Below are 25916 nucleotides of genomic sequence, written 5' to 3'. Positions count from 1 at the left end.
TGGTTGCATTAGCGGGGGTCTTTTGGACCCCGGGCGGCGGAAACTATCCGCAGGCGCGGTACGTGCAAAGTTAACCAGCAGGGATAAGCACGCATACAGTAGAGTCTGGGGAACCAATCGGGTCCCTAGTTATTGTCTTGTCCGGACAGGAGATCAAGCCGCGTGTTCTATTGGGTGATGAAGACGATATTCATCGGGCCGGTGGTGAATCTTCTCTTTCGGCCTTGGGTTAAGGGAATGGACAACATTCCCGAATCCGGGCCTGCCGTCCTGGTGAGCAATCACCTGTCGTTCTCCGATTCGATCTTCCTTCCGCTGGCCGTGCCCCGGCCGGTGAGCTTCCTCGCGAAGAGCGAGTACTTCAACGGCAAAGGGATCAAGGGAAAGCTCACTGCCACGTTCTTCCGACTTGCCAACCAGCTGCCCATGGACCGTTCCGGCGGGGCGGCTTCTGCCTCCTCGCTGAAGGCCGGTGTCGACGTACTGGAGAACGGCGGACTCCTGGGCATCTACCCCGAAGGAACCCGCAGCCCGGACGGACGCCTCTACCGCGGCAAGACCGGCGTGGCCAAGCTGGTGCTTTCCACCGGTGTGCCCGTCATCCCGGTGGCAATGATCGGCACCGATAAGGTCCAGCCGATTGGACGGCGGCTCCCCAATATCCGCCGGATCGGCATCATCGTAGGCGAACCGCTCGACTTCTCGCGGTACGCCGGGCTGGAGAATGACCGGTTCATCCAGCGGTCCGTTACTGACGAGATCATGTATGAACTCATGCGTCTTTCCGGCCAGGAATACGTGGATGTGTATGCCAGCACGGTCAAGGAGAAGCTGGCCGCACGCAAGGGCGGCAAAGCTGCCGAGGCGCGGGGTGCGGCGGTGCGCCTTACCGCCGGCTCCGACGCCGGTGCGGGAACCCCGGACGCCGGCCCGGAGCTCCCCGCCGAAGCAGGCGGCAAGCGTCCCGGTTCCATCACCGTCATCGGCTCGGCTACGGCAAAAAACTCCGGCACGGCAAAAGGCAGGGACAAAGCCCGGAAGCCTGCCGGCGGCGACGCCGGCGCGGCCGTGGCTGAAGCGGGAACCACGCTCCGGAAGAAGTTCCGGAGCCGGATGCCCCGAACCAACGGTGCCCGCGCCGCCGGTTCCAGCGAAACCGGAGCCGACGCTGCCCGTACTGCCGGCGACGACCGCGACACGGATCCGCGTTCCCACACCGCCTAGGTCCCCGCGTCGACGCCTGGCACCTCTGCGTCCGCGTCAGATCTCCGCGTCCGCGCCTGGCATCCCCGCGTCCGCGCCGCGGAGCCCGTGTTGCGTGCTCCGAAGGCAATTGTGACGGTGTTGTTTGCTCCTGCGGGGCACCAAGTACGCTTAAGCCGTGACTGACACACCCGTACACCGCGAGTCCATTCCCACCATGCTCTCCGGCGCGGCGGCGACGTCGGCAAGCCACCCAGAGCTGGACAACTGGCGTTCCCTGCCGATTTCCCAGCAGCCGTCCTGGCGCGGCGACCCCGGCTATGACGCTGCCATTGCCGAGCTCTCCATGGTTCCGCCGCTGGTCTTCGCAGGCGAAGTAGACGTGCTCCGGGGCCGCCTGGCCGAGGCTGCGCAGGGCCGTGCCTTCCTCCTGCAGGGCGGCGACTGCGCCGAGACCTTCGAGGCCGCCACTGCAGACAAGATCAGCGCCCGCGTCCGGACGCTGCTCCAGATGGCCGTCGTCCTGACCTACGGCGCCTCCGTTCCCGTGATCAAGATGGGACGGATGGCCGGCCAGTTCGCCAAACCGCGCTCGTCCAATGATGAAACCCGGAACGGCGTGACGCTGCCCGCCTACCGCGGCGACATGGTCAACGGCTACGACTTCACTCCCGAATCCCGCAGACACGACCCGGCACGGATGGTGCGTGCCTACCACACGTCCGCCTCCACGCTGAACCTGATCCGTGCCTTCACCCAGGGCGGTTTCGCCGACCTGCGCCTGGTGCACCACTGGAACAAGGGCTTCACCTCCAATCCTTCACACTCCCGCTATGAATCCCTCGCCCGGGAGATTGACCGGGCCGTCCGGTTCATGGACGCCTGCGGCGCTGACTTCGAAGCACTGAAGCGCGTTGAGTTCTTCGCCAGCCATGAGGCGCTGCTCCTGGACTACGAACGTGCACTGACCCGCGTGGACTCCCGCACCGGCCAGCCGTACGACACCTCCGGGCACTTCCTGTGGATCGGGGAGCGGACCCGCGACCTGGATTCCGCGCATGTGGACTTCCTTTCCCGGGTGCGCAACCCCATCGGCGTGAAGCTGGGCCCGTCAACCAGCGCCGAAGACGCCCTCGCCCTGATCGACAGGCTTGATCCGAACCGCGAACCCGGACGGCTGACCTTCATCACCCGGATGGGTGCCCGGAACATCCGCGAGAAGCTGCCCTCCCTGGTGGAGAAAGTGACCGCCTCCGGCGCCCAGGTGCTGTGGGTGACGGACCCCATGCACGGCAACACCGTGACGTCGCCGAACGGCTACAAGACCCGCAACTTCGACGATGTGATGGACGAAGTGCGGGGCTTCTTCGAGGTGCATGATTCGCTGGGGACTTTCCCCGGCGGCCTGCACGTGGAAATGACGGGCGACGACGTCGCGGAGTGCCTAGGCGGCGCGGACCCCGTTGACCAGGAGGCCTTCGTTGAAGGTTACGAGTCGGTCTGCGATCCGCGGTTGAACCATATGCAGTCCCTGGAGATGGCCTTCCTGGTGGCCGGCGCCCTGTCCCGCAGGAGCTGATCCAGGACCTTGCCCCGGGGGCTACACCACCTTCAGGATGACGGTGGAGCCCTCGGGGGCGGTTCCGGCGCCCGGGTCTTGGTCCCGGACCAGGCCGAGCAGTCCGCCCAGCAGGTTCTCCACCTCCACGGTGAACCCGCGGCTTTCCAGATCGGCGCGTGCGGATTCGGCGCGCTGTCCCACGTAGTTCGGGACCTCGACCATCCGCGGGCCGAGGGAAATGGTCAGGGTGACGGTGGAGCCCCGCTCCAGCAGGCCGGAAGCCGGTGTCTGGGCAACTACTGCACCCGCGGGCACGGAAGCACTGTTCACCTTGTCCGGGGCGACGGCGGCCGTGAGCCCGGCGGCCTCGACGGCCTCTACGGCGGCCTCCTCGCCGAGGCCGGTGACCGCCGGCACCTCAACGGGTGCGGGTCCTATGGAAACCGTGACGTTCACCTGGGCGTCCAGCCGCAGCAGCGTATCGGGCAGCGGCTGCTGACTGATGATGCTGCCGGCGGCAACGCTTTCGCTGTATTCCTCGGTAACCGCGCCGAGGGTGAGTTCAGCCTCCTGAAGGTCCGCTGCGGCGGCTTCGACCGTCCGCTGGACCACGTTGGGCACCGGGAAAAGCTCCGGCCCCTTGGATACGAGCAGGATCACCGGCTGGAAGCGCCGCACTTCCCGGGGTGCGGCGGGATCAGTGCCCACGGCCAGTCCGGCTGCCACGACTTCATCGAAAACCTCGTCGGTGGTATATGTCAGCCCTGCGTCGCCCAGCTGCGTCCCGGCATCTTCGACGGCGGTATTGCTGACGTCCGGTACGGAGACAAGGGCGCCCGGTCCGGCGCCGAAGAACCAGCCGGCGAAGGCAGCGCCGGCGATCAGGACCGCCAGCAGCACGGCCACCAGGATGCCTCGCCGCCGGGGTTTGCCGCTGCGGAGGGACATCTGCGGGCGATGAGCTTCACGGTCGTTGTGCCGTGCAAGGGCGCGTTCATCCCGCTTGCTCAGGCGCCGCTGCGGGCCCTGCCCGTCGTCGCCTCCGTCCTCGCCGTCGCCGTCGTCGTACGTGTCATCGTTTTCGTCGGCCGGGTAGCCGTCTGTGCCGCGTCCCCCGTCGTGGCTGCCCGGGCGCCCGCCGGAGGGGAATACCGTAGTGGGGTTGCCGCTGCGGTGGATAACCTCGGTGGAGTTGCCGTCGGCCCCGTCCGGGTGCAGCGCTGACGTGTCGATGACACTGGTGGCGGCGCCGGCCCCCGTAAGGACTTCCGTGGCTCCGGACAGGGCTTCGGTGGGTGAGCCGGACGCAGCCGGACTGTGGTCCGGGCGCGGGGCGCACCGGAAATCAAGCTCGCCGTCGCTCAGGGAGGTGCGGATATGGCGCAGCTCGCCCAGCAGGGCACGGCCGTTGACGGGGCGTTCCTCGGGGTCCTTGGCCGTGCACCAGCGGACCAGGTCGTCCAGGTCCTCAGCCAGCCCGGGGCAGAGGGCGGACGGGGCGGGAACCGAGGAATGGACGTGTGCGAAGGCGACCTGGATGGGGGAGTCCCCGGTAAAGGGCTGCCGGCCGGTCAGCATTTCGTAAAGCATGATGCCGGCCGAGTAGACGTCGCTGCGTTCGTCGGCACCGCCTGCGGTCACGAGTTCGGGGGCCAGATAGGCAACGGTGCCCACGAGTGTGCCGGTATTGGTGCTGGTGGACACGGCACGGGCCAGCCCGAAGTCCGCGATCTTGATCCTGCCGTTGTCCGCAAGGAGTACGTTTTCCGGCTTGACGTCGCGGTGGACCAGCCCGGCGTCGTGTGCTGCGGCAAGTCCTTCAACCACGGCGTCCATCAGTGCCAGTGCGAGGCGCGGCGACAGCGGGCCGCGCTCGTCCATTAGCCCGCGCAGCGTCCGGCCCGGTACATACTCCATGACCAGATAAGCCAGGCTGTCCGTGATGCCCTGGTCCAGGACGCCCACCACATGCGGGTGGGAAAGCCGGGCAGCGGACTTGGCCTCACTTTCAAAGCGCCGAAGGAAGCCGCGGTCGGCTGCAAGGTGCGGGTACAGCACCTTCAGCGCCACGTCGCGGTCCAGTCGGCGGTCGGTAGCGAGGTAGACACTGGACATTCCGCCGCGCGCCACCAGGGACCTGACGAAGTAACGGTCGTCTACCAGCGTCTCAACGAGGGAGTCTTTCACGGGCTCATGCACTCTTCGATCCTAATGGCGGTACGCGAAAGGGACCGGATCGACACCCGATCCGGACCCTTTCGAGGCACTCGTGGACTGCTTTACCGGAAGGACTCGCGGTGGGCAAGCACCGAGCTCACGTAGCCGCGGGTGTCGGCGAACATGCCGTGCGTGGTGACCGAGTACTGGCCCTGATAGTACGAGGCAATCGCGTTTTCCAGGCTGTCACTGCTGCGGATCAGCGCGCTGATGATGGCTACGCCCGCGGTTGCGTTGTCATACGGATCCAGCAGGTTCAGCTGCCGGCCCACCAGCTGCGAGGCCCATTCTCCGGAGGAGGGGATGACCTGCATGGTGCCGATGGCGTTGGCGGGGGAGACCGCCCGCTGGTCGAAGCCGGATTCCTGGAGCGCAAAGGCCTGCGCCAGGGCCGGGTCGACGCCCATCTGCACTGCCGTGTCGGCCACAATCTGCTGCATCTGTGCACGGTCCGGAACCGGCAGCGAATTCAGCGCCTGCTTGTTCAGGTTGGCATCGGCGACCGTGTGCTCGGGGTACGTGTAGTGCAGGAAGGTGTTGGGCACCAGGTCCGTGGGGGCCGCAACAGGCGCCGCAGCCGTGATGCTCACGGTGCTGCCGTCGAGCCGGATCTGCTGGCCGGGACGGATGACCGAGCCCTGAGTCAGGCCGTTGGACGCGAGGACGCCCGAAAGGCTGACACCGTGCTTGGCTGCGATGGCGCCGAGGGTGTCGCCCGCGGCGACGGTGTAGCTGGCACCGGCGGCGGGTGCTGTCTGGCCCTGCTCGGGGGCGGCGGGCGCCGCTGACGGTGACTTGCCGTCGATCCGGATGCTCTGTCCCGGGTAGATGACGGAGGTGAGGCTCAGTCCGTTGGCGGCGAGGATGCTGGAGAGGCTGACGCCGTGCCTGGCGGCGATGGCGCCCAGCGTATCGCCGGAGACCACCGTGTAGGTGCCGGCGGAAGGCGCAGCGGCCGCGGCGGAGGCGGGGGCGGATGACCCGCCCAGGCGGAGCTCGTCGCCGGCGAAGATCAGCGACGTCGGCTGCAGGTTGTTCACGCGCAGCAGGTCGGCCGCGGAAAGGCCGTACTGTGCCGCAATGGAACTGACGGTGTCCCCGGAAACGATCCGGTGCGTTGCGGGCGCCGCGGACTCGGCCGGCAGCGTTGCGGGCATCTGCGTAGCCAGCTGTGAGGCGGCAACACCGGTGGACGTACCGGTGTTCAGGTTCTTGATGGCCTGCAGGGGAAGCTGCGGGAACAGGGTGTTCTGCGGTGCAGCGGGCGCTGCGGCGGCCGGTTCCGCGAGAGCCAGCGCGGAGATCATCACTGCAGGAATGGCGGCGGTCGTGACGGCAACACTCAGTTTGCGCGGCATTGAGTTGGCACCGGGACGCGCTGTGTGCGGTCCCGTCGTCGACTGAGTGTTCATAGAGTGGTGTTTCCTCATCTGTATGGCGGCCCATTACTTTGCAAATCCTAGGATTCATTACAAGTAATGAAACGGGTGTTACTTCTGTTGTTTGAGTGACTGATGGTGTGATAGTTACTCATGTGATTACAGGTACCCATGTGAATTTACACTAATGAGGCGGGCGCACAATACCCGGTGGTGACTTTTGACAAACGGGTTCCGGTGCCGAACGGCAAAGTGGCCCGGGCCGCCCCGGACGTGGCACCCTTGAAGAGTGAATGAACTCGAGGAACTTGTTTCCGACTGGCTGACCCTGCCCGATGTGGCTGAACAACTTGATCTCCCTATTAACAAGGTGCATAGCCTGCTGGAGGAGCGCGCCCTTGTGGCCGTGCGCCTCGGCGAGCGGAAGATCCGCAGTATTCCGGCTGCCTTTATTGCCGACGGCTCCGTGCTGGACAGCCTGAAGGGCACGATTTCCGTGCTCGATGACGCAGGCTTCCACGACGACGAGATGATCCGCTGGCTGTTTACGGCTGACGACACACTGCCGGGCCGTCCCGTGGACGCGCTCCGCGAGGGGCGCAAGACGGAGATCCGCCGCCGCGCCCAGGCTCTGGGCTGGTAATAATTCCACCCGCAGTACCTAAATAGGGAGCTTCCCGTCAGCAGACGGGAAGCTCCCTATTTATATGCACACTTAGTATTCGGCGTTTTGGTTTAGGCGCTGCGTTTTACCGCCGAGTGCGCCAGGGCGTCCAGTGCCGCCTTGGGGACATCGTCAAGGGGGAGTGCGGCCAGGGCGGAAAAAGCCGTTTCCGTATGCTGCGAAATAAGTGCCTCGGTTGCCTCCAGCGCCCCCGTGTCCAGGAGGATCCCCCGCAGGCGGGCCACGCCGTCGTCGTCCAGGTCCGGATCCCCAAGCCGGGCGGTGATCTCCTTCCGTGCGTTCCCGCTGCCGCCGGAGAGGGCATAGGCAATCAGGACCGTGCGCTTGCCCTCGCGCAGATCGTCGCCGGCCGGCTTGCCTGTTGTCTGCGGATCCCCGAAAACGCCCAGGACATCGTCCCGAAGCTGGAAGGCTTCGCCCAGGGGCAGGGAGAAGCGGGAATACCCGGCCAGGAGATCCGTCCCGGCACCGGCCAGCGCGCCGCCAAGAGTCAGCGGATGCTCCGTGGTGTACTTCGCGGCCTTGTAACGGAGGATGTTCAGGGCCCGGACCACGGCATGTTCGGGATCGTGTCCGGGGCCGACTACCTCTTCCAGGATGTCAAGGTACTGCCCGGCCATCACCTCGGTGCGCATCCGGTTGAAGATCCGCCGCGCTTCGGTGCCGTACGCGGCGCGCGGGCCCACTGCGGAGAACATTTCTTCGCTCAGGGAAAGGCAGAGGTCGCCCGCAAGGATGCCGGCGGACGAGCCGAAGTGGGATCCGTCAAGGTGCCAGTCGGAGTCTGCGTGCGCCATGGAGAAGATGCGGTGGACACTGGGCCCGCCCCGGCGGGTGTCCGACCGGTCGATGATGTCGTCGTGGATCAGCGCCGCGCTCTGGAACAGTTCCAGAGCCACGCCGGCCCGGACGGCTTCCAGGTGCAGGGGAGCGCCTCCCGCGCCGCGCCAGCCCCAGTACGAGAGAAGGGCGCGCAGCCGCTTTCCGCCTTGGGCGAGGTTGTGCACCGCGTCCAGCAGGGGCAGCGCCTCGGCCGAGATTTCGGCGAGGACGGTTTGCTGGAGCGCCAGGAAATCCTCGAGCTCGGTGCCGAGCAGGCCCCGATATGCCGACTGTTCCTCCTGCGCGGTTTCGACGGGGGTAACGGTCACGGTTATTTCGCCTTTTCTGCGAGCACCGTCGCGCCGACAGTCACAGTTGCCGGACCGCCGTCCTGGGCAATAGCCGTGATGTTGACGGTTTCGGGATCCCCGGCGCCGGTCCGGACGTAGTCACGCGAAGAGGGCGAGCCGGGGGCCGCTTCCGCGGCAGCGAATCCCTGCGCGGTGAGCTTTGCATCGTAGAAAGCGAGGATCTCGGCGGCGGGTGCGTCCGAGGACTCCACGAGGACTGCGGTGAGGGTGCCGTTGGAGCGGTCCACTGTGCTCGAAAGGATCTCTGCGCCGTCCAGAACCGGAATGAGCGTGGAGGGGAAGTCCTCCGCGAGGGTGACCGGCGACGCCGACGGCGAAGGGGAACCTGCTGTCCCGGAAGCGGGGGAGGAGGCAGCCGAAGCAGTGCCGGACGGGGAAGCGCTGCCCTCCCCGGAGCCGGTGGAACATCCGGCGGCCGCCAGGATCAGGGCCGCGGAAGAGAGCATCGTGAGGGTGTTTTTCATCGGGTTCCGCTTCAGTGGGGGGCAGGGTCCTGCCACCCAGTCTAGGCGAACCGGAATCCGTCCCGGGGGAGGGCGGGGGGCCGCGGATAAGCGTGCTCCGGCAGGCAACTCCGGAAAGGGGGTGGGGCTGGCTACGATGAGGGAGTGAGTAATGGTTCAGATGCCGCCGGCGGCAACCGCGACTGCACCATAATGCACGTGGATATGGATGCCTTTTATGTGTCGGTTGAGCTCCTCAAGCGGCCTGATTTGATAGGCAGGCCCGTCATCGTAGGCGGATTGGGAGGGCGGTCCGTAGTCCTGTCGGCGTCCTACGAGGCAAGGCGTTACGGAGTCCGCTCGGCCATGCCCATGGCAGTGGCCCGCAGGCAGTGCCCGCAGGCAGTGGTCCTGGAGCCGCACCAGGACGTCTACCGGACCTTCTCCGGGCAGCTGATGCAGATCTTCGAGTCCATCACCCCGCTTGTGGAACAGCTCAGCGTGGATGAGGCCTTCCTCGATATAGCCGGATCCATGCGCAGGCTCGGACCTCCGCGCGTCATCGGGGAGCTCATCCGCCAGCGCGTCGCCGACGAGCTGGGCATGACTGCCAGTGTCGGCATTGCTGCGACCAAGTTCGTAGCCAAGATTGCTTCCACCCGCTGCAAACCCAACGGATTGCTGCTGGTACCCAAGGAACAGACGGTGGACTTCCTGCATACCCTCGACGTCTCCGCGCTGTGGGGAGTCGGGGCCAAGACCCGCGAAGTGATGGCGCGGGTCGGGATCGCCACTGTTGCCGACGTCGCCAATACTCCGCCGACCGTGCTTCGCCGGCTGCTCGGCGCCGTGGGCGACCACGTGTACGAATTGTCCTGGGGGCGGGATCCCCGGGCGGTAACCCCGGTGCGGAGGGAAAAGAGCATCGGCGCAGAGGAAACCTTCGCCTCCGACGTCAGTGACGACGACACACTGCACACAGAGCTGCTGCGGCTCGCGCACCGCAGCGCTGTCCGCCTGCGGGCCGCAGGTCTCCAGTGCAGGTCGGTCTCCCTGAAGCTGCGCTACGCCGACTTCACGACGCTGACGCGCACACGCACCCTCCCCGAGCCGGTGGACAGTGCGCAGATGATTTACGAGACGACCAAGGGGCTGCTGGCGGCACTGGGGCCGCGGCCCCAAAGTGTCCGGCTGATCGGCCTGCGGGCGGAACAGCTTGAGTCCGCCGAAGGTGCTGCCATGCAGCTGACGCTGGACGGGCGGGAGGACAGCTGGCGTTCGGCCGAGGATGCCCTGGACCGGATCAACCGGCGGTTCGGCGAGCTGGGTGTTGTTCCGGCCCGGCTGATTGCCCCGTCTCCCCGGAAGCCGCCTGCGGAGCCGGATCCGTCCCCGGGAGGCGCTTCCGGCGGGCCCGGGCAGCGTCCCGGATAGGCCGTGCCGCGGTCCGGACCGGACGCCCGGCCGAATACGTAGATCCGCCGCTTTCGTGCTGACCCGTTGCCCCCTATCCTTGGACTAAGTGCAAAGCAGCAGCGGGCCTGGGCGGGAACATCCGGCGCCATACGTTCGTTGGTTGGTTTACAGGGGCAGAACCGGACGGCAAGGAGGCAGTAATGGCACTGTCGGAACACGAGCAGCGCTTGCTGGATCAGCTGGAGCAGCAATTACACGCCGAAGATCCTAAATTCGCGAACTCAATGGCGACGTCCGCCGGCCGGGGGATCTCGACAAGACGCATCGTACTTGGCGCCCTGCTGGCTGTTGTCGGGCTGGGGGTACTGCTGCTGGGGATCACGGAAGCGGGGATCCCTGTCGGCGTACTGGGGTTCCTCATCATGGGTGCCGGTGTCTACTACGCAACCACCCGCGGACGGAAGAACCCGCCCACGGCGGCGGACGGCCGCAGGGAGCGTGAGTCCAGTACCCAGCGCGGATTCATGAACAACCTGGAAAACAAGTGGGATGAACGCAAACGCGACCAGCCGTAGGTGCGCCGAACCTCCGCTCCGCAGACTTGGGGCCGGCATTGCCTGACCGCACATGACGGCCGTCCGGCAGGCTGATAAGTTTCAAAAACGGATCCGCTTCGGCGGGTCCTTTTTTGTGCCCGGGGCCAGTCCGGACGCCGTTCCCCGGATCCCCGGCGGGAGCATTTGCCCCTCCACTGTCCTCCACCGGCAGGCAACCGCATCAGCATGCGGATTTCCGGTCCGACGCGCCGGGAATATAACCGGCGCGGACGTTGACTGTGGAGGGAAGTGGAGTAAAGTGGGGGACATAAGAGGGTAGGGGCGGTACTCGAGGGGTTTACCCCCAATCAGACAGGGCGGTGCGTGATGTTCCTAGGAACACATTCACCGCGTTTGGATGAGAAGGGGAGGCTCATTCTGCCGGCTAAATTCCGCGAGGAACTGGCCGACGGCCTGGTCTTGACCAAGGGCCAGGAGCACTGCATCTACGTCTTCAGCCGGAAGGAATTCGAACGGGTCCACGACCAAATGCGGGAAGCTCCACTTTCCTCCCGCCAGGCGCGTGACTACATTCGGGTCTTTCTGTCCGGGGCCTCTGACGAAGTTCCGGACAAGCAGGGGCGGGTAACCATCCCTCCGGCACTGAGGTCGTATGCAGGACTCGGACGCGAACTGGTCGTCATCGGCGCCGGCACACGGGCCGAGATCTGGGATGCAACCGCTTGGCAGAACTACCTGGCAGAACAGGAAACCGCGTTTTCGGAAACGGACGAAGACGCGATTCCCGGGATTTTCTAGCAGTACCGGCCCGCACCGGGCCAACCGGGGCCGGGTCTGTAATGAGATCTCCCGCCGCCCCACCGCACGGCCCACCTGGCTTCCCTTCCCCGGAGCCAGGCGGAGCACAGCGGTGAGGCGCGGATGGGGGTCTGATTGCAGAGCCGCGCCGCAAGGCACACACCACTATGTACGCAAAGGAAGCCTTAGATGAGCGAAGAGCGCCCCACCGAGGAACGGCACGTTCCGGTGCTGCGCGACCGCTGCATCAATCTCCTGGCTCCTTCCATTGAAAGCGCCGTTGCCGACCACGGCCGTGCGGTGGTCGTAGATGCCACTCTCGGCATGGGCGGGCACACCGAGGCCATGCTGCAGCGCTTTCCCCAGCTCCATGTGATCGGTATCGACCGGGACCGCCAGGCGCTGGCACTGGCCGGCGAACGGCTGGAGCCCTTTGCGGACCGCATCGACCTGGTCCACGCGGTGTATGACGAAATAGCAGAAGTCGTAGCCGATCTTGGGTTTGACGGCATCGACGGAGCCCTGTTTGATCTCGGCGTTTCCTCGCTGCAGCTCGACGAGCGGGACCGGGGCTTCGCCTACTCCTACGACGCGCCCCTGGATATGCGGATGGACACCAGCCGCGGACGTACGGCTGCCGACGTCGTGAACACCTACAGCGAAGCCGAACTGGTGGGCATCATCCGGAAGTGGGGCGAGGAGAAATTCGCCGGCCGGATTGCATCGGCCATCGTTGCGGCGCGTGCAGCGAAGCCTTTTACCACTACCGGTGAACTGGTCGAAGCTATCCGAGGCGTTGTCCCGGCAGCCGCCGCCCGCACCGGCGGGCATCCGGCGAAACGGACTTTCCAGGCGCTGCGGATCGAGGTCAACGAGGAACTGGACGTCCTCGAACGGGCCATCCCGGCATCGTTGTCCGTGCTGAATATGGGCGGACGCGTGGTGGTGATGTCCTACCACTCGCTGGAGGACAAGATTGTCAAGGGCATCTTCGCCGCCGGCGCAGCCTCCTCCGCCCCTAAGGGTTTCCCCGTTGAACTTGAACAACACAAGGCCCAGCTCAAGAGGCTGACCAAGGGCACCGAGGTGCCTACGGACGAGGAAATCGCAGAAAATCCCCGTGCAGCCTCAGCAAAGCTCCGCGCAGTAGAACGAATCCGCAAACCCATGGATGGGGCCTGGAAAAAATGAGTGAACGTCGGCCATCGGCCCGATTCAACACCGTGGCGTCGAACGCCGTCGTAGGCAATACGGCGCGGGCCCTCGACTGGGATGCGGAGACACCCGCCCCCGTCCGGCGGCGCACTCCGTTGTCGCTGGTGCCTGCTGCCTCGCGCCGCAGGCGCGCCCCCTTTGCCATCTTCTGTTTCGCAGCGCTCGTGCTGGGACTGGCCTCCGTCCTGCTGCTCAATATCTCGGTGTCGAGCGGACAGTATGAACTGGTGCAGCTGCAGAGCCAGAAAGCGGAACTGGCCCAGCGCAACGAAGCCCTGACCCAGGACATCGAAAACCACCAGGCACCCCAGGTCCTGGCCGCAGCTGCCGTGGACCTCGGCATGGTCTCCTCGCCGAGCTTCGGCACCATCGACCTCAAGACACTGGCCGTGACCGGCAGTCCCGAGGCCGCCAAGGAAGGCGAGCCCGCAGAACTTCTGATCGGCGCGCCGAATGTCCTCAACCAGCCGGTCATGCCGGCGGCGGCTGCGGTTCCTGCGGAACCGCAGGATACGGTGAGGGCGCTGGAGGAAGAAGAAGCTGCACGCGAAGCAGCCGAAGCAGCTGCCCTGGCCCCGGTCGAGGCGCCGGTGGAGGTGCCCGTGGAGACGCAGGTACAGGCTCCCGACGCCGTCCCCGAAGGGGAGCTTAACGGCGGGACCATCCCCGCACCCGGGCAGCTAAGCGATTACTGACCCAAGCTAGGCAGTTCCCAGAAATTCAGGCAAAACGAGGACACGTTGTGGCAAAAACATCCGGCCCGGACAACCACAGGGTGGCCATCGTTACCGGACGGCTGCGTACCGGTCTGATCCTTGCCTTGGTGCTGCTTGTGGCACTGGGCGTCCGGCTTTTCCAGGTCCAGGCGCTGGATCCGGACGGCATGGCCCAGAGCGCCGTGGACAACCGGCTCGTGACGGTCAGCGTACCGGCGCTGCGCGGCAGCATCCTCGATTCCAAGGGCAATTACCTGGCCCGAAGCGTGGAGCGGTTCGACATTGTGGTGGACCAGCGCCTCTCACAGGACATCGGCGGCGAATTCAAGCGCCGCGACGCGGAGGGCAAGCTCCAGGACGTCACATTCGACCAGGCGTTCGGGGAACTTGCGGCCATCCTCGGACAGGATCCTGAAACCCTCCGCTCGGCACTGCTGGGGGAGAAGGGCTTCAACTTCGTCGCCAAGACGGTCACTCCCGAAATCAAGGAGAAGGTGCTCGCGGTAAAGTTCCCCGGCGTCTACGCGGACCGGACCACCCTGCGGACCTATCCCTCCGGTGCCGTTGCAGGTTCCATTGTCGGATTCCTCGGCACCGAGGGGGCGCAGGAAGGCCTGGAGCTGACGCAGGATGAGATCCTCGCGGGCGAGGCCGGCAGCAAGACCTACGAAATCGGCGGAGACGGTATCCGCATCCCGTACGCCACGAATGAGGACGTCCCCGTCCATGACGGGCAGTCCATCAAGCTCAGCATTGACCAGGACCTGCAGTGGTTCGCCCAGCAGACGATTGCCGCCCAGGTGGATGAATATGAAGCCGAATGGGGCAACATCGTGGTCATGGAGGCCGACACCGCGCGGGTGATCGCGCTGGCCGAATCCACCACGGTCGACCCCAACAACCCGGGGGCAACGCCGGCGGATTCCCGCAAGGCCCGGTCCGTGACCGATTCCTTCGAACCGGGCTCCACCACCAAGGTCATCACCATGGCGGCCGCCATTGAGCAGGGCCTCACCACGCCGGAATCGCGGTTCGAGCTGGATTCCACCTATACCGTCGACGGCCAGACCTTCAAGGATGCCTTCGAACACGGGACCGTCAAGATGACCGCGTCCGGGATTCTGGCGAAGTCCATGAATACCGGAACGGTGCAGATCGGCCAGCAGCTGACCCCGCAGGAGCGGTACGACTGGCTGCGGAAATTCGGCATCGGCATGCCCCTTAACGTCGGACTGAACGGTGAGACGGCAGGCCTCCTTCCGGCGCCGGAAAACTGGGACGGCCGGCAGCAGTACACCGTGCTGTTCGGCCAGGGCCTCACCCAGACCGCCCTGCACACGGCAAGCGTCTACCAGACCATCGCCAACGACGGCGTGCGCATCCAGCCCAGCATCATTGACTCCGTCATCACCGAAGACGGCACCGAGCAGCCCGTCGAGAAGGAACCGGGCACGCGGGTTGTCTCGGAGGAGACCGCGGAGCAGGTCCAGCACATGATGGAAACCGTTACCAAGGACGGTTCCGGCAAGACCGGAGCCCTGAAGCAGTACCGGGTCGGGTCCAAGACGGGCACGGCGGAAGCTCCGGGGCCGAACGGCGGCTATTCAGGCTCCACGCTCTCTTATGCTGGTATTGCACCCATGGATGATCCGAAGTACGTGGTTGTGGTGACCCTCCAGCGGCCCCAGGGCGACCTCTACTACATCATTCCGGGCCAGTCCTTCCAGAAGGTCATGGAACAGGCGCTCGTCAGCAACAACGTGCCGCCCTCCACCGGTGAGCCTGAGACCTACCCCATTGAGTACTAATTCCTGGAGCATTGAAGTGCCAATAAGTGAAAATTCCCCCGCCGGATCCGGTCTCCGCCCCGGTGCCGTGGAGCCGGTCACCGTGCGTGCCGCGGTACAGGCACTGCCGGCGGACCTGCAGGACGTGGCGCCGGCTGCGGGAACGGCGGAATCAGCCTGGGAGACCGGTCTTTCAGGGCTGACCATCAATTCCCGGGAGGTGCTCCCCGGCGACCTGTACGTCGGCGTAGCCGGTGCCCGGTACCACGGCGCCCGTTTCGCGGCTGCAGCGCAGGCTTCGGGTGCCGCCGCGGTCCTGACCGACGCAGCCGGCCTGGAACACCTGGCCGGCCTGCAGATCCCGGTCTTCGTGGCCGGGGATGTCCGCCGGCTGGTGGGGCCGCTGGCCGCCGCCGTCTTCAACAGTGTCCCGGCGGAGGGCCCCCGCCCCACCCTGTTCGGCATCACCGGCACCAACGGCAAAACCACCACCTCCTACTTCGTGAACTCGCTGCTGCAGGCACTCGGGCGCACCACGGGCCTGATCGGCACGATTGAGATCCTTGCCGGCGGCGAAGCCATTCCGAGTGTCCTGACCACACCGGAATCACCGCAGGTGCACGGACTGCTGGCGCTGATGCGCGAACGGAACCTGGACGCCGCCACCATGGAGGTGTCCTCCCACGCGATCACCTACCGCCGCGTGGACGGGGTCCGCTTCGACGTCGCCGGATTCACCAACCTCACGCAGGACCATCTGGACCTGCACGGGTCGATGGAGGAGTATTTCGCCGCCAAGGCAGCACTCTTCCAGCCTGACCGTGCCCGCCGGGCCGTTGTCACCATCGACGACGAATGGGGAGCCCGAATGGCAGCCCGGGCCGGGGTGCCTGTCCTGACCCTGGCCACCGACGGCACCGCACGCGGTGCGGACTGGTCCGTCACCGGCATCGAGCCCCGCGGACTCGGGCACAGCTTCCTCCTCCGCGGCCCGGAGGGGAAGCAGCTGAGGGTCTCCACGGCCCTGCCCGGCACCTTCAACGTCTCCAACGCCGCGCTGGCCACCCTCATGGTGCTGGCTTCCGGCGTCCCCGCAGACGACGTGCAGCGGGCCCTGGACGCCGGCGACCCGTTTACGGTCGAGGTGCCCGGCCGCATGCAGCTGATCGGTGAAGAACCGGCAGCCATCGTTGATTTTGCTCACAATCCCGATGCGCTGAGCCGCACCCTGGCCTCCGTGCGCCGTCCCGCCAGCGACGCCCGGGTCATCATCGTCTTCGGCGCCACGGGCGAACGGGACCAGACCAAGCGCCCGCTGATGGGGGCCATCGCAGCCCGCGGCGCCGACGTCGTCGTTGTCACCGACGACGACCCGCACGGCGAGGACGCCGCAGCCATCCGCTCCGATGTCCTGCGCGGCGCCGAAGCCGCACGGACAGGTGAAGCCCTCGCGTGCGTGATCGAGGAAGTGGCCCCCCGGGCAGCTGCCATCGACCGTGCCGTGGAACTGGCCCGTCCGCAGGACACCGTCCTCGTGGCCGGCCGCGGCCATGAAGTGTGGCAGGAGGTCATGGGGGAGAACCTTGCCCTGGATGACCGGGTGGAGCTGCGCAGGGCTTTGACAAGATACGGATTCACTGCCCTTTCCAGCGACGGGGTAGAGTCCTAAGTCGTCATGATTGAACTTAATGCAGCCGAAATAGCGGCAATTACAGGCGGCGAGCTGATCGGCCCGGCCGCACAGACTCCGGGTATCGTCGTGACTTCCGCCACCACGGATTCACGCGAGATTGTCCGGGGATCGCTGTTCATCGCGAAGCCCGGCGAGAACTCCGACGGCCACCTGTTCGTGGATGCGGCCTTCGCGCGCGGTGCCATGCTGGCACTGGTCGAGCGGCCGGTGTCCGACGACGCCGGGACACCCTACCCGGCCGTGATGGTTCCGGACGTTGTCCTTGCCATGGGCACCCTCGCCGCGGAGATCGTCCGCCGGCTCCGGGCACACGGCGAGCTGACCGTCATCGGCATCACCGGATCCGCGGGAAAGACCACCACCAAGGACCTGCTGGCCGGCGTGCTGGCCGAAGCCGGCCCGACCGTGTCTCCGGTGGGTTCCTACAACGGTGAAGTGGGCCTCCCGCTGACGGTGTTCACGGCCGGCTACGGCACCCGCTACCTCGTGATGGAAATGGGTGCCACCCGCATCGGCAACATCCGCTACCTGGCGGAGATGGTGAAGCCCGACATCGGCGTCGTCCTTTTCGTCGGCTCCGCACACGCCGGCGAGTTCGGCGGCGTGGACAACATCGCCGTCGCCAAGGGTGAACTCGTGGAGTCCCTCCCGGCCGGCGGGACCGCCATCCTCAACGCCGACGACATCCGCGTTGCAGCGATGGCGGAGCGCACCGAGGCACCCGTCCTGTACTTCACCTCCTCGCCCGAGGAAGCGCACGGCGCAAAGAACGCCGTCCGCGCCCTGGACGCGCGCACCGACGCCGAGGGCAGGCCGGTCTTCACGCTGCTGCTGCCCGACGGCAGCCGGCACGACATCCGTTCGGGGCTCATCGGCGCCCACCACACGGCGAACCTCCTGGCCGCCGCCGCAGCAGCCTATGCCGCCGGGATTCCGGGCGAGCAGATCGCCGAGGGGCTTTCCGGCCGTACGGCGGCCAGCCGCTGGCGCATGGAGCGCACCGACCGGGCCGACGGCGTCACCGTCATCAATGACGCTTACAACGCGAACCCGGAATCCATGCGTGCCGCACTGCGTACCCTCGCCGAGCTCGGCCGGGAACGACGCACCTGGGCAGTGCTGGGCGAAATGCTGGAGCTCGGCGACGATGCCGTCACCGAACACGATGCCATCGGCCGCTACGCCGTCCGGCTGAATATCTCCAAACTCATCGTTGTCGGCACCGGTGCCCGCGCCATGCACACCGGTGCGGTCATGGAAGGCTCATGGGGCGAGGAATCCACCTTCGTGGAGACCGCCGAGGATGCCGAGCGCATCCTTGAAGAATCCCTGGCCCCCGGCGATCTTGTCCTGTTCAAATCCTCCAACGGGGCGGCCCTGCGCTTCCTCGGCGATCGGATAGCCTTGACCCCTGTACCACCGTCCGCAGCAACTGATCCGGCCTCCGGGCCGGCGCGCACCGAAGGGACCGGAGGAGACAACCTGTGATCTCCCTGCTTGTAGGGTCTTCGCTGGCTCTGGTCTTCGCCTTTGCCGGAACACCCCTGTTCATCCGTTTCCTGGTGCGGAAAGGCTACGGCCAGTTCGTCCGCGACGACGGCCCCACCTCGCACCACACCAAGCGCGGCACGCCCACCATGGGCGGCGCCGTCATTGTGGCCTCGGTGGTGGCTGCGTACTTCCTGACCCACCTCGTCAGCGGCATGCTGGGCTTCGGGTCCTTCAGCCCGACGGCGTCCGGCCTGCTGGTCCTGCTGCTCACCGTGGGAATGGGCATGGTCGGTTTCATTGACGACTACACCAAGATTTCCAAACAGCGCAGCCTGGGCCTGAACGCCAAGGCGAAGATCATCCTGCAGGCCGTGGTCGGCATTACCTTTGCCGTGCTGGCCCTGCAGTTCCCCAACGAGCAGGGACGGACCCCGGCGTCCACCGCCGTGTCCTTCATCCGCGACACCAACTTCGATCTAGCCTTCGCGGGCACCGTGATCGGCGCGATCCTGTTCGTCATCTGGTCGCTGGTCATCATCACCGGCACCACCAACGGCGTAAACCTCGCAGACGGCCTCGACGGCCTCGCTGCGGGTGCCTCCGTGCTGGTGTTCGGCGCCTACTTCCTGATCGGGATCTGGCAGTACAACCAGAGCTGCGGCTCGGCAGACGCCGGGGGCGTCTGCTACGAGGTCCGCGACCCGATGGACCTGGCCCTGCTAGCCGGATCGATGGCCGGCGCGCTGATCGGGTTCCTCTGGTGGAACACCTCGCCGGCGAAGATCTTTATGGGCGATACCGGTTCGCTGGCCATCGGCGGTGCAATTGCCGCCTTCGCCATCCTCTCCCGGACCGAACTGCTGCTGGTGATCCTTGCCGGCCTGTTCGTGATCATCACGCTATCCGTCATCATCCAGGTGGGTTACTTCAAGCTCAGTGGCGGCAAACGCGTCTTCAAGATGGCACCGCTGCAGCACCACTTCGAGCTCAAGGGTTGGGCCGAGGTCACCGTGGTGGTCCGGTTCTGGATCATCGCCGGTCTCTGCGTCGCCGTGGCGCTGGGCATCTTCTACGCCGAATGGGTGGTGGGACTGTGAGCGCGCCCCTCGATGAACTGACCACCTGGGACGCCGACTGGGCCGGACTGCGCGTAGTGGTCACCGGCATCGGCCTCTCCGGTTTTTCCGCTGCCGACACGCTGGTTGAACTCGGCGCCCGGGTAGTGGTGGTGGACGCCAGGGACACCGAGGAAAACCGGGCCAAGGCGGACACCCTCCGCATTGTCGGCGCCGCCGACATCCTGCTGGGTGCCGACGCCGTGGCCGGGCTTCCGCAGGTCGACGGCGCCGCCCCCGACCTCGTCGTGACCTCCCCGGGCTTCCGGCCCACCCACCCGGTGCTGGCGGCTGCCGCAGCGGCGGACGTTCCCATCTGGGGCGACGTCGAACTGGCCTGGCGGGTGCGCATCCGCGAGGGCCGGAAGACGGCCCAGTGGCTGGCCATCACCGGCACCAACGGCAAGACGACCACGGTGTCCATGACCGAGAGCATGCTCCGGGCTGCCGGGCTGCGCGCGATTGCCGCCGGCAACGTCGGCACCCCGATCCTGGACGCGATCCGGGATCCGGAGGGCTATGACGCCATTGCCGTGGAGCTGTCCAGCTTCCAGCTGCACTGGACGCACTCCATCTCCCCGCTGGCCAGCGTGTGCCTGAACATCGCCGAAGACCACGTGGACTGGCACGGCTCCTACGACGCCTACCTGGCCGACAAGGCCAAGATCTACGAAAACACGCAGGTCGCCTGCATCTACAACGCCGAACAGTACGAGACCGAGCACATGGTCGAGGAAGCCGACGTAGTGGAAGGCTGCCGCGCCGTCGGCTTCACCACCGGCGTGCCGGCCGTGAGCATGGTCGGAGTGGTCGAAGGATTGCTCGTGGACCGCGCCTTCATTGAACAGCGCAAGGACTCGGCCGCCGAACTTGCGGCCATGTCCGACCTGGGGGAGTACGCCCCCCGCCACATGGTCGCCAATGCCCTGGCCGCGGCCGCGCTGGTGCGTGCCCTCGGCGTCGAACCGGCCGCGGTGCGGGACGGACTGCGCGCCTATTCGCCCGGAGACCACCGAATCCAGCCGGTGGCCCGCCTCAACGACATCCTCTGGGTCAATGACTCGAAGGCGACCAACCCGCACGCCGCGTCGGCGTCGCTGGCTGCGTTCACCAGCGTGGTCTGGATTGCCGGCGGCCTGTCCAAGGGCGTCAGCTACGACAACCTGGTGGCCGAACACCGCGGCAGGTTCAAGGCAGTGGTGCTGATCGGCGCCGACAGTGCCGAACTGCAGGCAGCTCTGGCGCAACACGCACCCGATGTGCCGGTCATCCACGCACTGGGGGAGCAGACTGGGGACCAGCAGCCCGCGGCGTCCGTCACCAGCGCCGAAGAAATCATGGTCCGGGCAGTCGCTGCGGCGGCTGCCGTGGCCGAAGCCGGAGACACCGTGCTGATGGCTCCGGCAGCAGCTTCCATGGACCAGTTCACTTCCTATGCCCACCGCGGCGAGGCTTTCATCGAAGCCGTTGCGGGGTATGTGAGCGAACAGCAGGCACCGGGACAGGCACAGACTCCAAAGGAGCCCTAGATTGGTCACCACGCCCACCGGCAGCAAACGCAAGCCGGTCCTGCGCCGAAACCCCGCGGCCACAGCCGGTAACGGCACGGGCGAGGTGAAAGCCGGTCCCGGAACCGGGACTAAGGCGGCGCCCGCTCGCCCGTACGCCGCGAAACGACAGTCCAAGCCGGCGTCGTTCGTGGAGCGTTTCCTCGTCCTCCTCGAGGGAAGCGGACGCAGTGCCACCGGATCGAGCTACTACATGATCCTCGGTGCCACCCTGACCCTGACCGCCATCGGCCTGATGATGGTGCTTTCGGCCTCCTCGGTCGAGTCCATCGCCGCTGCCGCCGGGAGCGACGCCGGAGCCGCCACGACGTTCGACCTGTTCCTGAAGCAGGCCATGTTCGCCGCAGCAGGCGTCCTCGCCATGCTGGGACTCTCACGGCTGGGCCCGTCGCACTACCGCGCCCTCGCCTGGTTCCTGTACGCCCTTGCCTTCATCCTGCTGGTCCTGGTGCTGGTGATCGGCAAGGAAGTCAACGGCAATAAGAACTGGATCGAGATCGGTCCCATCACCGGACAGCCCTCCGAGGCCGCAAAGCTGGCCATGGCCATCTGGTTCGCGGCGGTCCTGTCCATGAAGGGCCGGCTGATCACCGAATGGAAGCACGCCCTGATCCCGGTGGTTCCCGGCGGCGGAATCCTGATCCTGCTGGTCATGCTCGGCAGCGACCTCGGTACGGTGATCGTGATGGGCATGATCATGGTCGCCGCCCTGTTCTTCGCCGGAGCACCGCTGCGCTTCCTGGGCGTCCTGGCCGCGGGCGCAGCAGTCGGTGCCGTGCTGATGTCCCTCGTCAGCAGCAACCGCTCCAGCCGCATCAGCGCCTGGCTGCAGCTGGACTGCAGCACGGGCCTCTGCGACCAGGCCAACGCCGGCATGTACGCGCTGGCTTCCGGCGGCTGGCTGGGGCTCGGCATCGGACAGAGCCGGCAGAAATGGAACTGGATCCCGGAAGCGCACAATGACTTCATCTTCGCCATCATCGGCGAAGAGTTCGGTCTGCTGGGCACACTCGTGGTGGTCAGCCTCTTCGCGGTCCTCGCCATCGCCACGGTACGGGTCACCATGCGCCACACCGATCCGTTCATCCGCATTGTCTGCGGCGCCATCCTGGTCTGGATCATCGGCCAGGCTTCGGTGAACATTGCCATGGTGACCGGGCTGCTGCCCGTCATCGGTGTTCCGCTTCCGTTCATTTCCTACGGCGGATCATCGCTGACCTTCACGCTCGCCGCCGTCGGCGTCCTGCTTTCCTTTGCCCGCAAAATCCCCGAAAGTGAACCAACAGCTCCATGACGCAGCATTCCCTGTCCGTAGTCCTGGCCGGAGGCGGCACCGCCGGGCACATCAGTCCGCTCCTGGCCGTCGCAGATGCCGTGAAGGCACGCCGCCCCGACGCCCGCATCACCGTAGTGGGGACCGCCTCGGGGATGGAAACGCGGCTGGTACCGGCAGCGGGTTATGAGCTGGCCACCATTGACCGGGTACCCATGCCCCGCCGGCCCTCTGCGGACCTGGCGAAACTGCCGGCGCGCCTGGTGCGTGCCGTGCGGCAGGCCGGGGAGATCCTGGACTCGGCGCAGGCCGACGTCGTCGTAGGCGTGGGCGGCTACGTTTCCACTCCGGTGTACCTGGCGGCCCGGCGCCGCTCGCTGCCGGTGATCGTGCACGAGGCCAACGCCCGTCCGGGCCTGGCTAACCGCGTGGGCGCGCGCTTCGCCGCCGTCACCGGGGTGGCCTTCGAGTCCACAAACCTGCCGCGGGCAACGTGGGTGGGCATGCCGATGCGCCGGGAAATCTCCTCGCTGGACCGGGCCGAAGCGCGGGGTGCGGCGCGGTCGGCGCTGGGGCTCGAGCAGGACCGGCCCACACTGGTGGTGACCGGCGGCTCCTCGGGCGCCGCGAGTATCAACCGTGCCGTGGAGCAGGCCCTTCCGGCGCTGGCTGCTGCGGGTATCCAGACGCTGCACATCACCGGCCGCGGCAAGTCCCTGCTGGACGCCGGCGGAAAACCGATTGCGGCCCGCGGCTACACGCAGGTGGAGTACATCGACGGCATGGAACAGGCCTACGCGGCCGCGGACCTGCTGCTGGCCCGTTCCGGGGCAGGGACGGTCTGTGAAATCAGCGCCGTAGGGCTTCCTGCCGTCCTGGTTCCGCTGCCGCACGGCAACGGCGAGCAGGCCCTCAACGCAGAAGCCCTCGTGGCTGCGGGCGGGGCACTGACGGTCGCCGATTCCCTCTTCACAGCCGACTGGATCTCCGAAAGGCTGATACCTTTGCTGGCCGATCCGGCGGCCCTCGACGCGATGTCGAAGGCGTCCGCGGCGCTGGGCATCCGCGACGCGGACGCCCGGATGGCTGCATTCATCCTCGAAGCAAGCGATAGGTCAAAGGCATGAACCGGCTGAATCCATCCGACCTGGGACAGGTCCACTTCATCGGCCTCGGCGGCGCCGGCATGTCGGCCGTGGCCCGGGTGCTCCTCGCCCAGGGCATCCCGGTCTCCGGATCCGATGCCAAGGACTCTCCGGGACTGCGTGCCCTTGAAGCGCTGGGCGCGGCCGTGTTCGTAGGGCACGACGCCGCCAACGTTGCGGATGCGGACACCGTGGTTGTCTCGACGGCCATTCGCGAGACGAACCCCGAGCTGGCCCGGGCGCGGTCCCGCGGACTGCGGATCATTCACCGCTCCGTCGCGCTCTCCGCGGCCATGGGCGAACAGGACCTGGTGGCGGTGGCCGGCACCCACGGCAAAACCACCACCACGGCCATGATCACCGTCATGCTGCGCGAGGCCGGACTGGATCCGTCCTTCGCTATCGGCGGGGATGTTGCCGCCCTTGGCGTCAACGCCGCGCACGGCGCCGGGCCCGTCTTCGTGGCCGAAGCCGACGAGTCCGACGGTTCCTTCCTGAACTACGACCCGCGTATCAGCGTGGTCACCAACGTCGAGGCCGACCATCTGGACCACTACGGCACCGAGGAAGCGGTCTTTGCCTCCTTCGACGCCTTCACGACGCTGCTCCCGCCCGAGGGGCTCCTTGTGGCGTGCGCGGACGACGCCGGTGCGGTCAGCCTCGTTGAACGCTGCCCGGACGTCCGCGCAGCCACCTACGGTTACACCGAAGGAGCGGACATCCGTGTTTCGGATACCCGCCCGGACGGTGCCGGTTCGACCAGCACACTGCATTTCGCGGTGGACGGGCGGAAGGGGCAGGTGCAGCTGGTCCTGCAGGTTCCCGGCGCCCATAACATCCTCAATGCCGCTGCGGCCTTTGCCGTCGCCCTGGAACTGGGTGTTGATCCCGAGGCGGCCGCGGCAGGGCTGGGCACGTTCTCCGGAGCAGCCAGACGGTTCGAGTCCCGCGGCGCCGCCCGCGGCGTGCAGGTCTTCGACGACTACGCCCACCACCCCACCGAAGTAAACGCCGCACTGAAAGCGGCCCGCACCGTTGCGGGCGCGCACCGGGTGCACGTCTTGTTCCAGCCCCACCTGTTCAGCCGGACCCGCAGTTTCGCAGCGGAGTTCGCCGCAGCGCTCGACCTCGCCGACACCGCCACCGTGCTGGACATCTACCCGGCCCGGGAAGATCCCATCGAAGGCGTGACCAGTGAGCTGATCACCTCCCGCCTGCATGTCCCGGGAGGTTATGCCGGCACCACGGACCAGGCAGTGGCACAGGTTGCTGACGCCGCCGACGCCGGCGACATCATCCTGACAGTCGGAGCCGGTGACGTCACCGGCCTCGGTTCCGAACTGGTGGCCCGGCTGGCAGCCGTTCCGGCCCGCTCGGCCGCCTCCGCCGGGAACGCTGCCGATGGCCGGTAGGAAGCGCCCGGGGAGCGGCGACGAGACCATCACAGCCACCCGTGCCCTCGACCCGGAAGATTCGGCCCCCGCGGCCGGACCCGCAGTCAGCACCTCCGGGAAGCCCGCCGGCAAGTCCACCGGAAAGTCCACCGGTGCGGCAGTCCCCAGGGCCGCGGGCCGCGCAGCGGGCGCTCCGCGGCCGGCCGGCGCATCTCCGGCACCGTCCGGCAGCGGCGCAGACACCGCCGGAACGGTCCTGGCGTTCCCGGAACCGCCGGCCCGCCGGCGGCGCAGGATTGCCTGGATCACGGTCGGGTCCGCCCTGCTCGCCACGGCGCTGTTTTTTGTCCTGCTGTATTTCTCGCCGATGCTGGCCCTGAAGACCGTGGAGGTCGAGGGAACCTCGCTGCTGCCGCGTGCGCAGGCCGAAGCGGCACTGGAACCGCTCAAGGGGCAGACCCTGCCCACCATCTCCGACGCCGACGTGGAAGACCTGCTGAAAGACCGTCCGGAAATCGAAAAGGTCGAGGTGGCGGCCCAGCCCCCTTCCACCCTGGTGGTCAAGGTAACCGAACGCATTCCCGTAGCAGTGCTGCAGGAGGGCGGGGGACATGTCCTCATCGATGAAGAGGGACGCCGGCTGGCGGCTGCGCCGGACCGGGCCGCGGTGCCGCTGCCGCTGATTGCCGGCGGCGGCGAAGCCGTCAACGCGAAGGTCTTCCCCAGCATCACGGCGGTGCTGGCGGCGCTGCCGCCGGAGGTGCTGGCACGGCTGGAAAACGCCTCCGCCCAGACAGTGGATTCAGTCGAGCTGAAGCTCAACAGCGGACAGACAGTATTCTGGGGGAGTGCCGATGCCAACGAGGCTAAGGCGCGGGTGCTTGAAGCGCTCCTGAAGATGGAACCGTCGGATCCGCCGGTACAGGTCTACGATGTCAGCACTCCCGAGCGCCCGGTCACACGTTGACCGGTGCGTGAGGAAAGATTAAGCCGACACGCGGGTCCGGTATTTGCGGAAGCGGCGCTGGCCCCATAGCGTTCCAAGTAATGGATTACTTGACATAACT

20 protein-coding genes and 1 pseudogene are annotated in these 25916 nt (G+C 66.6%); 17 read left to right on the top strand and 4 right to left on the bottom strand.

What is annotated here, in order from left to right; all coding sequences use genetic code 11:
- Window positions 1–162 precede the first annotated feature (162 nt).
- A pseudogene (locus NNX37_RS11255) lies at window positions 163–843 on the top strand (lysophospholipid acyltransferase family protein); the annotation flags it as partial.
- A gap of 577 nt (window positions 844–1420) precedes the next feature.
- Window positions 1421–2782, top strand: coding sequence for a class II 3-deoxy-7-phosphoheptulonate synthase (locus NNX37_RS11250; RefSeq protein WP_255792847.1), 1362 nt, complete (start codon window positions 1421–1423; stop codon window positions 2780–2782).
- A 21-nt stretch (window positions 2783–2803) separates the two neighbouring features.
- Here the strand turns inward: NNX37_RS11250 and NNX37_RS11245 are convergent, their stop codons facing one another.
- Window positions 2804–4963 carry a Stk1 family PASTA domain-containing Ser/Thr kinase gene (locus NNX37_RS11245; protein WP_255792756.1) on the bottom strand — a complete coding sequence of 720 codons (2160 nt, stop codon included), beginning with the start codon at window positions 4961–4963 and terminating at the stop codon, window positions 2804–2806.
- A gap of 80 nt (window positions 4964–5043) precedes the next feature.
- Entirely contained in the window at window positions 5044–6393 is a 1350-nt protein-coding gene (locus tag NNX37_RS11240) for a lytic transglycosylase domain-containing protein (RefSeq protein ID WP_255792755.1), read from the bottom strand.
- Window positions 6394–6649: 256 nt separating this feature from the next.
- On the opposite strand from NNX37_RS11240, the gene NNX37_RS11235 reads away from it, so the two are divergent.
- Entirely contained in the window at window positions 6650–7003 is a 354-nt protein-coding gene (locus NNX37_RS11235; protein WP_229952314.1) for an Rv2175c family DNA-binding protein, read from the top strand.
- A gap of 92 nt (window positions 7004–7095) precedes the next feature.
- On the opposite strand, the gene NNX37_RS11230 is transcribed toward NNX37_RS11235, so the two are convergent.
- On the bottom strand, window positions 7096–8196 hold the full coding sequence (locus NNX37_RS11230) for a polyprenyl synthetase family protein (RefSeq protein WP_255792754.1): 1101 nt from the start codon (window positions 8194–8196) through the stop codon (window positions 7096–7098).
- Between the two features lie 2 nt (window positions 8197–8198).
- The gene (locus NNX37_RS11225; RefSeq protein WP_255792752.1) at window positions 8199–8702 is read right to left on the bottom strand and encodes a hypothetical protein; all 504 of its coding nucleotides are present in this window, start codon (window positions 8700–8702) and stop codon (window positions 8199–8201) included.
- A gap of 144 nt (window positions 8703–8846) precedes the next feature.
- Here NNX37_RS11225 and dinB point away from each other — a divergent pair, with 144 nt between their 5' ends.
- From dinB to NNX37_RS11155, 14 genes are all read left to right on the top strand, one after another.
- Window positions 8847–10115, top strand: a complete 1269-nt coding sequence (dinB, locus tag NNX37_RS11220; RefSeq protein ID WP_255792751.1) for a DNA polymerase IV — start codon at window positions 8847–8849, stop codon at window positions 10113–10115.
- A 182-nt stretch (window positions 10116–10297) separates the two neighbouring features.
- Window positions 10298–10672, top strand: coding sequence for a DUF3040 domain-containing protein (locus NNX37_RS11215; RefSeq protein WP_255792750.1), 375 nt, complete (start codon window positions 10298–10300; stop codon window positions 10670–10672).
- A gap of 348 nt (window positions 10673–11020) precedes the next feature.
- The gene (gene mraZ, locus NNX37_RS11210; protein ID WP_255792749.1) at window positions 11021–11452 is read left to right on the top strand and encodes a division/cell wall cluster transcriptional repressor MraZ; all 432 of its coding nucleotides are present in this window, start codon (window positions 11021–11023) and stop codon (window positions 11450–11452) included.
- Window positions 11453–11641: 189 nt separating this feature from the next.
- Window positions 11642–12643, top strand: coding sequence for a 16S rRNA (cytosine(1402)-N(4))-methyltransferase RsmH (rsmH, locus tag NNX37_RS11205; RefSeq protein WP_255792748.1), 1002 nt, complete (start codon window positions 11642–11644; stop codon window positions 12641–12643).
- Window positions 12640–13362, top strand: a complete 723-nt coding sequence (locus tag NNX37_RS11200; protein WP_255792747.1) for a hypothetical protein — start codon at window positions 12640–12642, stop codon at window positions 13360–13362. Before rsmH ends, NNX37_RS11200 begins: the two co-directional genes overlap by 4 nt.
- 47 nt (window positions 13363–13409) lie before the next feature.
- The gene (locus tag NNX37_RS11195) at window positions 13410–15191 is read left to right on the top strand and encodes a peptidoglycan D,D-transpeptidase FtsI family protein (RefSeq protein WP_255792746.1); all 1782 of its coding nucleotides are present in this window, start codon (window positions 13410–13412) and stop codon (window positions 15189–15191) included.
- 22 nt (window positions 15192–15213) lie between these two features.
- Window positions 15214–16839 (top strand): UDP-N-acetylmuramoyl-L-alanyl-D-glutamate--2,6-diaminopimelate ligase, encoded by a 1626-nt coding sequence (locus NNX37_RS11190; protein WP_407079954.1) that lies wholly within the window; start codon window positions 15214–15216, stop codon window positions 16837–16839.
- Between the two features lie 6 nt (window positions 16840–16845).
- Window positions 16846–18351 (top strand): UDP-N-acetylmuramoyl-tripeptide--D-alanyl-D-alanine ligase, encoded by a 1506-nt coding sequence (locus NNX37_RS11185; RefSeq protein WP_255792745.1) that lies wholly within the window; start codon window positions 16846–16848, stop codon window positions 18349–18351.
- Window positions 18348–19451 carry a phospho-N-acetylmuramoyl-pentapeptide-transferase gene (mraY, locus tag NNX37_RS11180; RefSeq protein ID WP_255792744.1) on the top strand — a complete coding sequence of 368 codons (1104 nt, stop codon included), beginning with the start codon at window positions 18348–18350 and terminating at the stop codon, window positions 19449–19451. The genes NNX37_RS11185 and mraY overlap by 4 nt, the downstream gene beginning before the upstream one ends.
- A complete protein-coding gene (gene murD / locus NNX37_RS11175) occupies window positions 19433–20998 on the top strand; it encodes a UDP-N-acetylmuramoyl-L-alanine--D-glutamate ligase (protein WP_255792743.1) in 1566 nt (521 codons plus the stop codon). The genes mraY and murD overlap by 19 nt, the downstream gene beginning before the upstream one ends.
- Before the next feature lies 1 nt (window position 20999).
- On the top strand, window positions 21000–22331 hold the full coding sequence (locus NNX37_RS11170; protein ID WP_255792742.1) for an FtsW/RodA/SpoVE family cell cycle protein: 1332 nt from the start codon (window positions 21000–21002) through the stop codon (window positions 22329–22331).
- On the top strand, window positions 22328–23437 hold the full coding sequence (gene murG / locus NNX37_RS11165; protein ID WP_255792741.1) for an undecaprenyldiphospho-muramoylpentapeptide beta-N-acetylglucosaminyltransferase: 1110 nt from the start codon (window positions 22328–22330) through the stop codon (window positions 23435–23437). Before NNX37_RS11170 ends, murG begins: the two co-directional genes overlap by 4 nt.
- The gene (murC, locus tag NNX37_RS11160; RefSeq protein ID WP_255792740.1) at window positions 23434–24867 is read left to right on the top strand and encodes a UDP-N-acetylmuramate--L-alanine ligase; all 1434 of its coding nucleotides are present in this window, start codon (window positions 23434–23436) and stop codon (window positions 24865–24867) included. Before murG ends, murC begins: the two co-directional genes overlap by 4 nt.
- Window positions 24857–25816 (top strand): cell division protein FtsQ/DivIB, encoded by a 960-nt coding sequence (locus NNX37_RS11155; RefSeq protein WP_255792739.1) that lies wholly within the window; start codon window positions 24857–24859, stop codon window positions 25814–25816. The genes murC and NNX37_RS11155 overlap by 11 nt, the downstream gene beginning before the upstream one ends.
- The last annotated feature ends 100 nt before the right edge of the window (window positions 25817–25916 follow it).

This window comes from Arthrobacter zhaoxinii, assembly GCF_024385505.1.
Taxonomy (GTDB): Bacteria; Actinomycetota; Actinomycetes; order Actinomycetales; family Micrococcaceae; genus Arthrobacter_B; species Arthrobacter_B zhaoxinii.
This window is presented reverse-complemented; position numbering and strand designations above follow the sequence as displayed.

Excerpts from the sequence above, each read along its gene's own strand:
- murG (WP_255792741.1), top strand. The coding sequence starts at position 22,328 with ATGACGCAGCATTCCCTGTCCGTAGTCCTGGCCGGAGGCGGCACCGCC.
- NNX37_RS11250 (WP_255792847.1), top strand. The coding sequence starts at position 1,421 with ATGCTCTCCGGCGCGGCGGCGACGTCGGCAAGCCACCCAGAGCTGGAC.
- NNX37_RS11215 (WP_255792750.1), top strand. The coding sequence starts at position 10,298 with ATGGCACTGTCGGAACACGAGCAGCGCTTGCTGGATCAGCTGGAGCAG.
- NNX37_RS11225 (WP_255792752.1), bottom strand. The coding sequence starts at position 8,702 with ATGAAAAACACCCTCACGATGCTCTCTTCCGCGGCCCTGATCCTGGCG.
- rsmH (WP_255792748.1), top strand. The coding sequence starts at position 11,642 with ATGAGCGAAGAGCGCCCCACCGAGGAACGGCACGTTCCGGTGCTGCGC.
- murC (WP_255792740.1), top strand. The coding sequence starts at position 23,434 with ATGAACCGGCTGAATCCATCCGACCTGGGACAGGTCCACTTCATCGGC.
- NNX37_RS11185 (WP_255792745.1), top strand. The coding sequence starts at position 16,846 with ATGATTGAACTTAATGCAGCCGAAATAGCGGCAATTACAGGCGGCGAG.
- murD (WP_255792743.1), top strand. The coding sequence starts at position 19,433 with ATGGGTGGTGGGACTGTGAGCGCGCCCCTCGATGAACTGACCACCTGG.
- NNX37_RS11240 (WP_255792755.1), bottom strand. The coding sequence starts at position 6,393 with ATGAACACTCAGTCGACGACGGGACCGCACACAGCGCGTCCCGGTGCC.
- mraZ (WP_255792749.1), top strand. The coding sequence starts at position 11,021 with ATGTTCCTAGGAACACATTCACCGCGTTTGGATGAGAAGGGGAGGCTC.
- NNX37_RS11200 (WP_255792747.1), top strand. The coding sequence starts at position 12,640 with ATGAGTGAACGTCGGCCATCGGCCCGATTCAACACCGTGGCGTCGAAC.
- NNX37_RS11155 (WP_255792739.1), top strand. The coding sequence starts at position 24,857 with ATGGCCGGTAGGAAGCGCCCGGGGAGCGGCGACGAGACCATCACAGCC.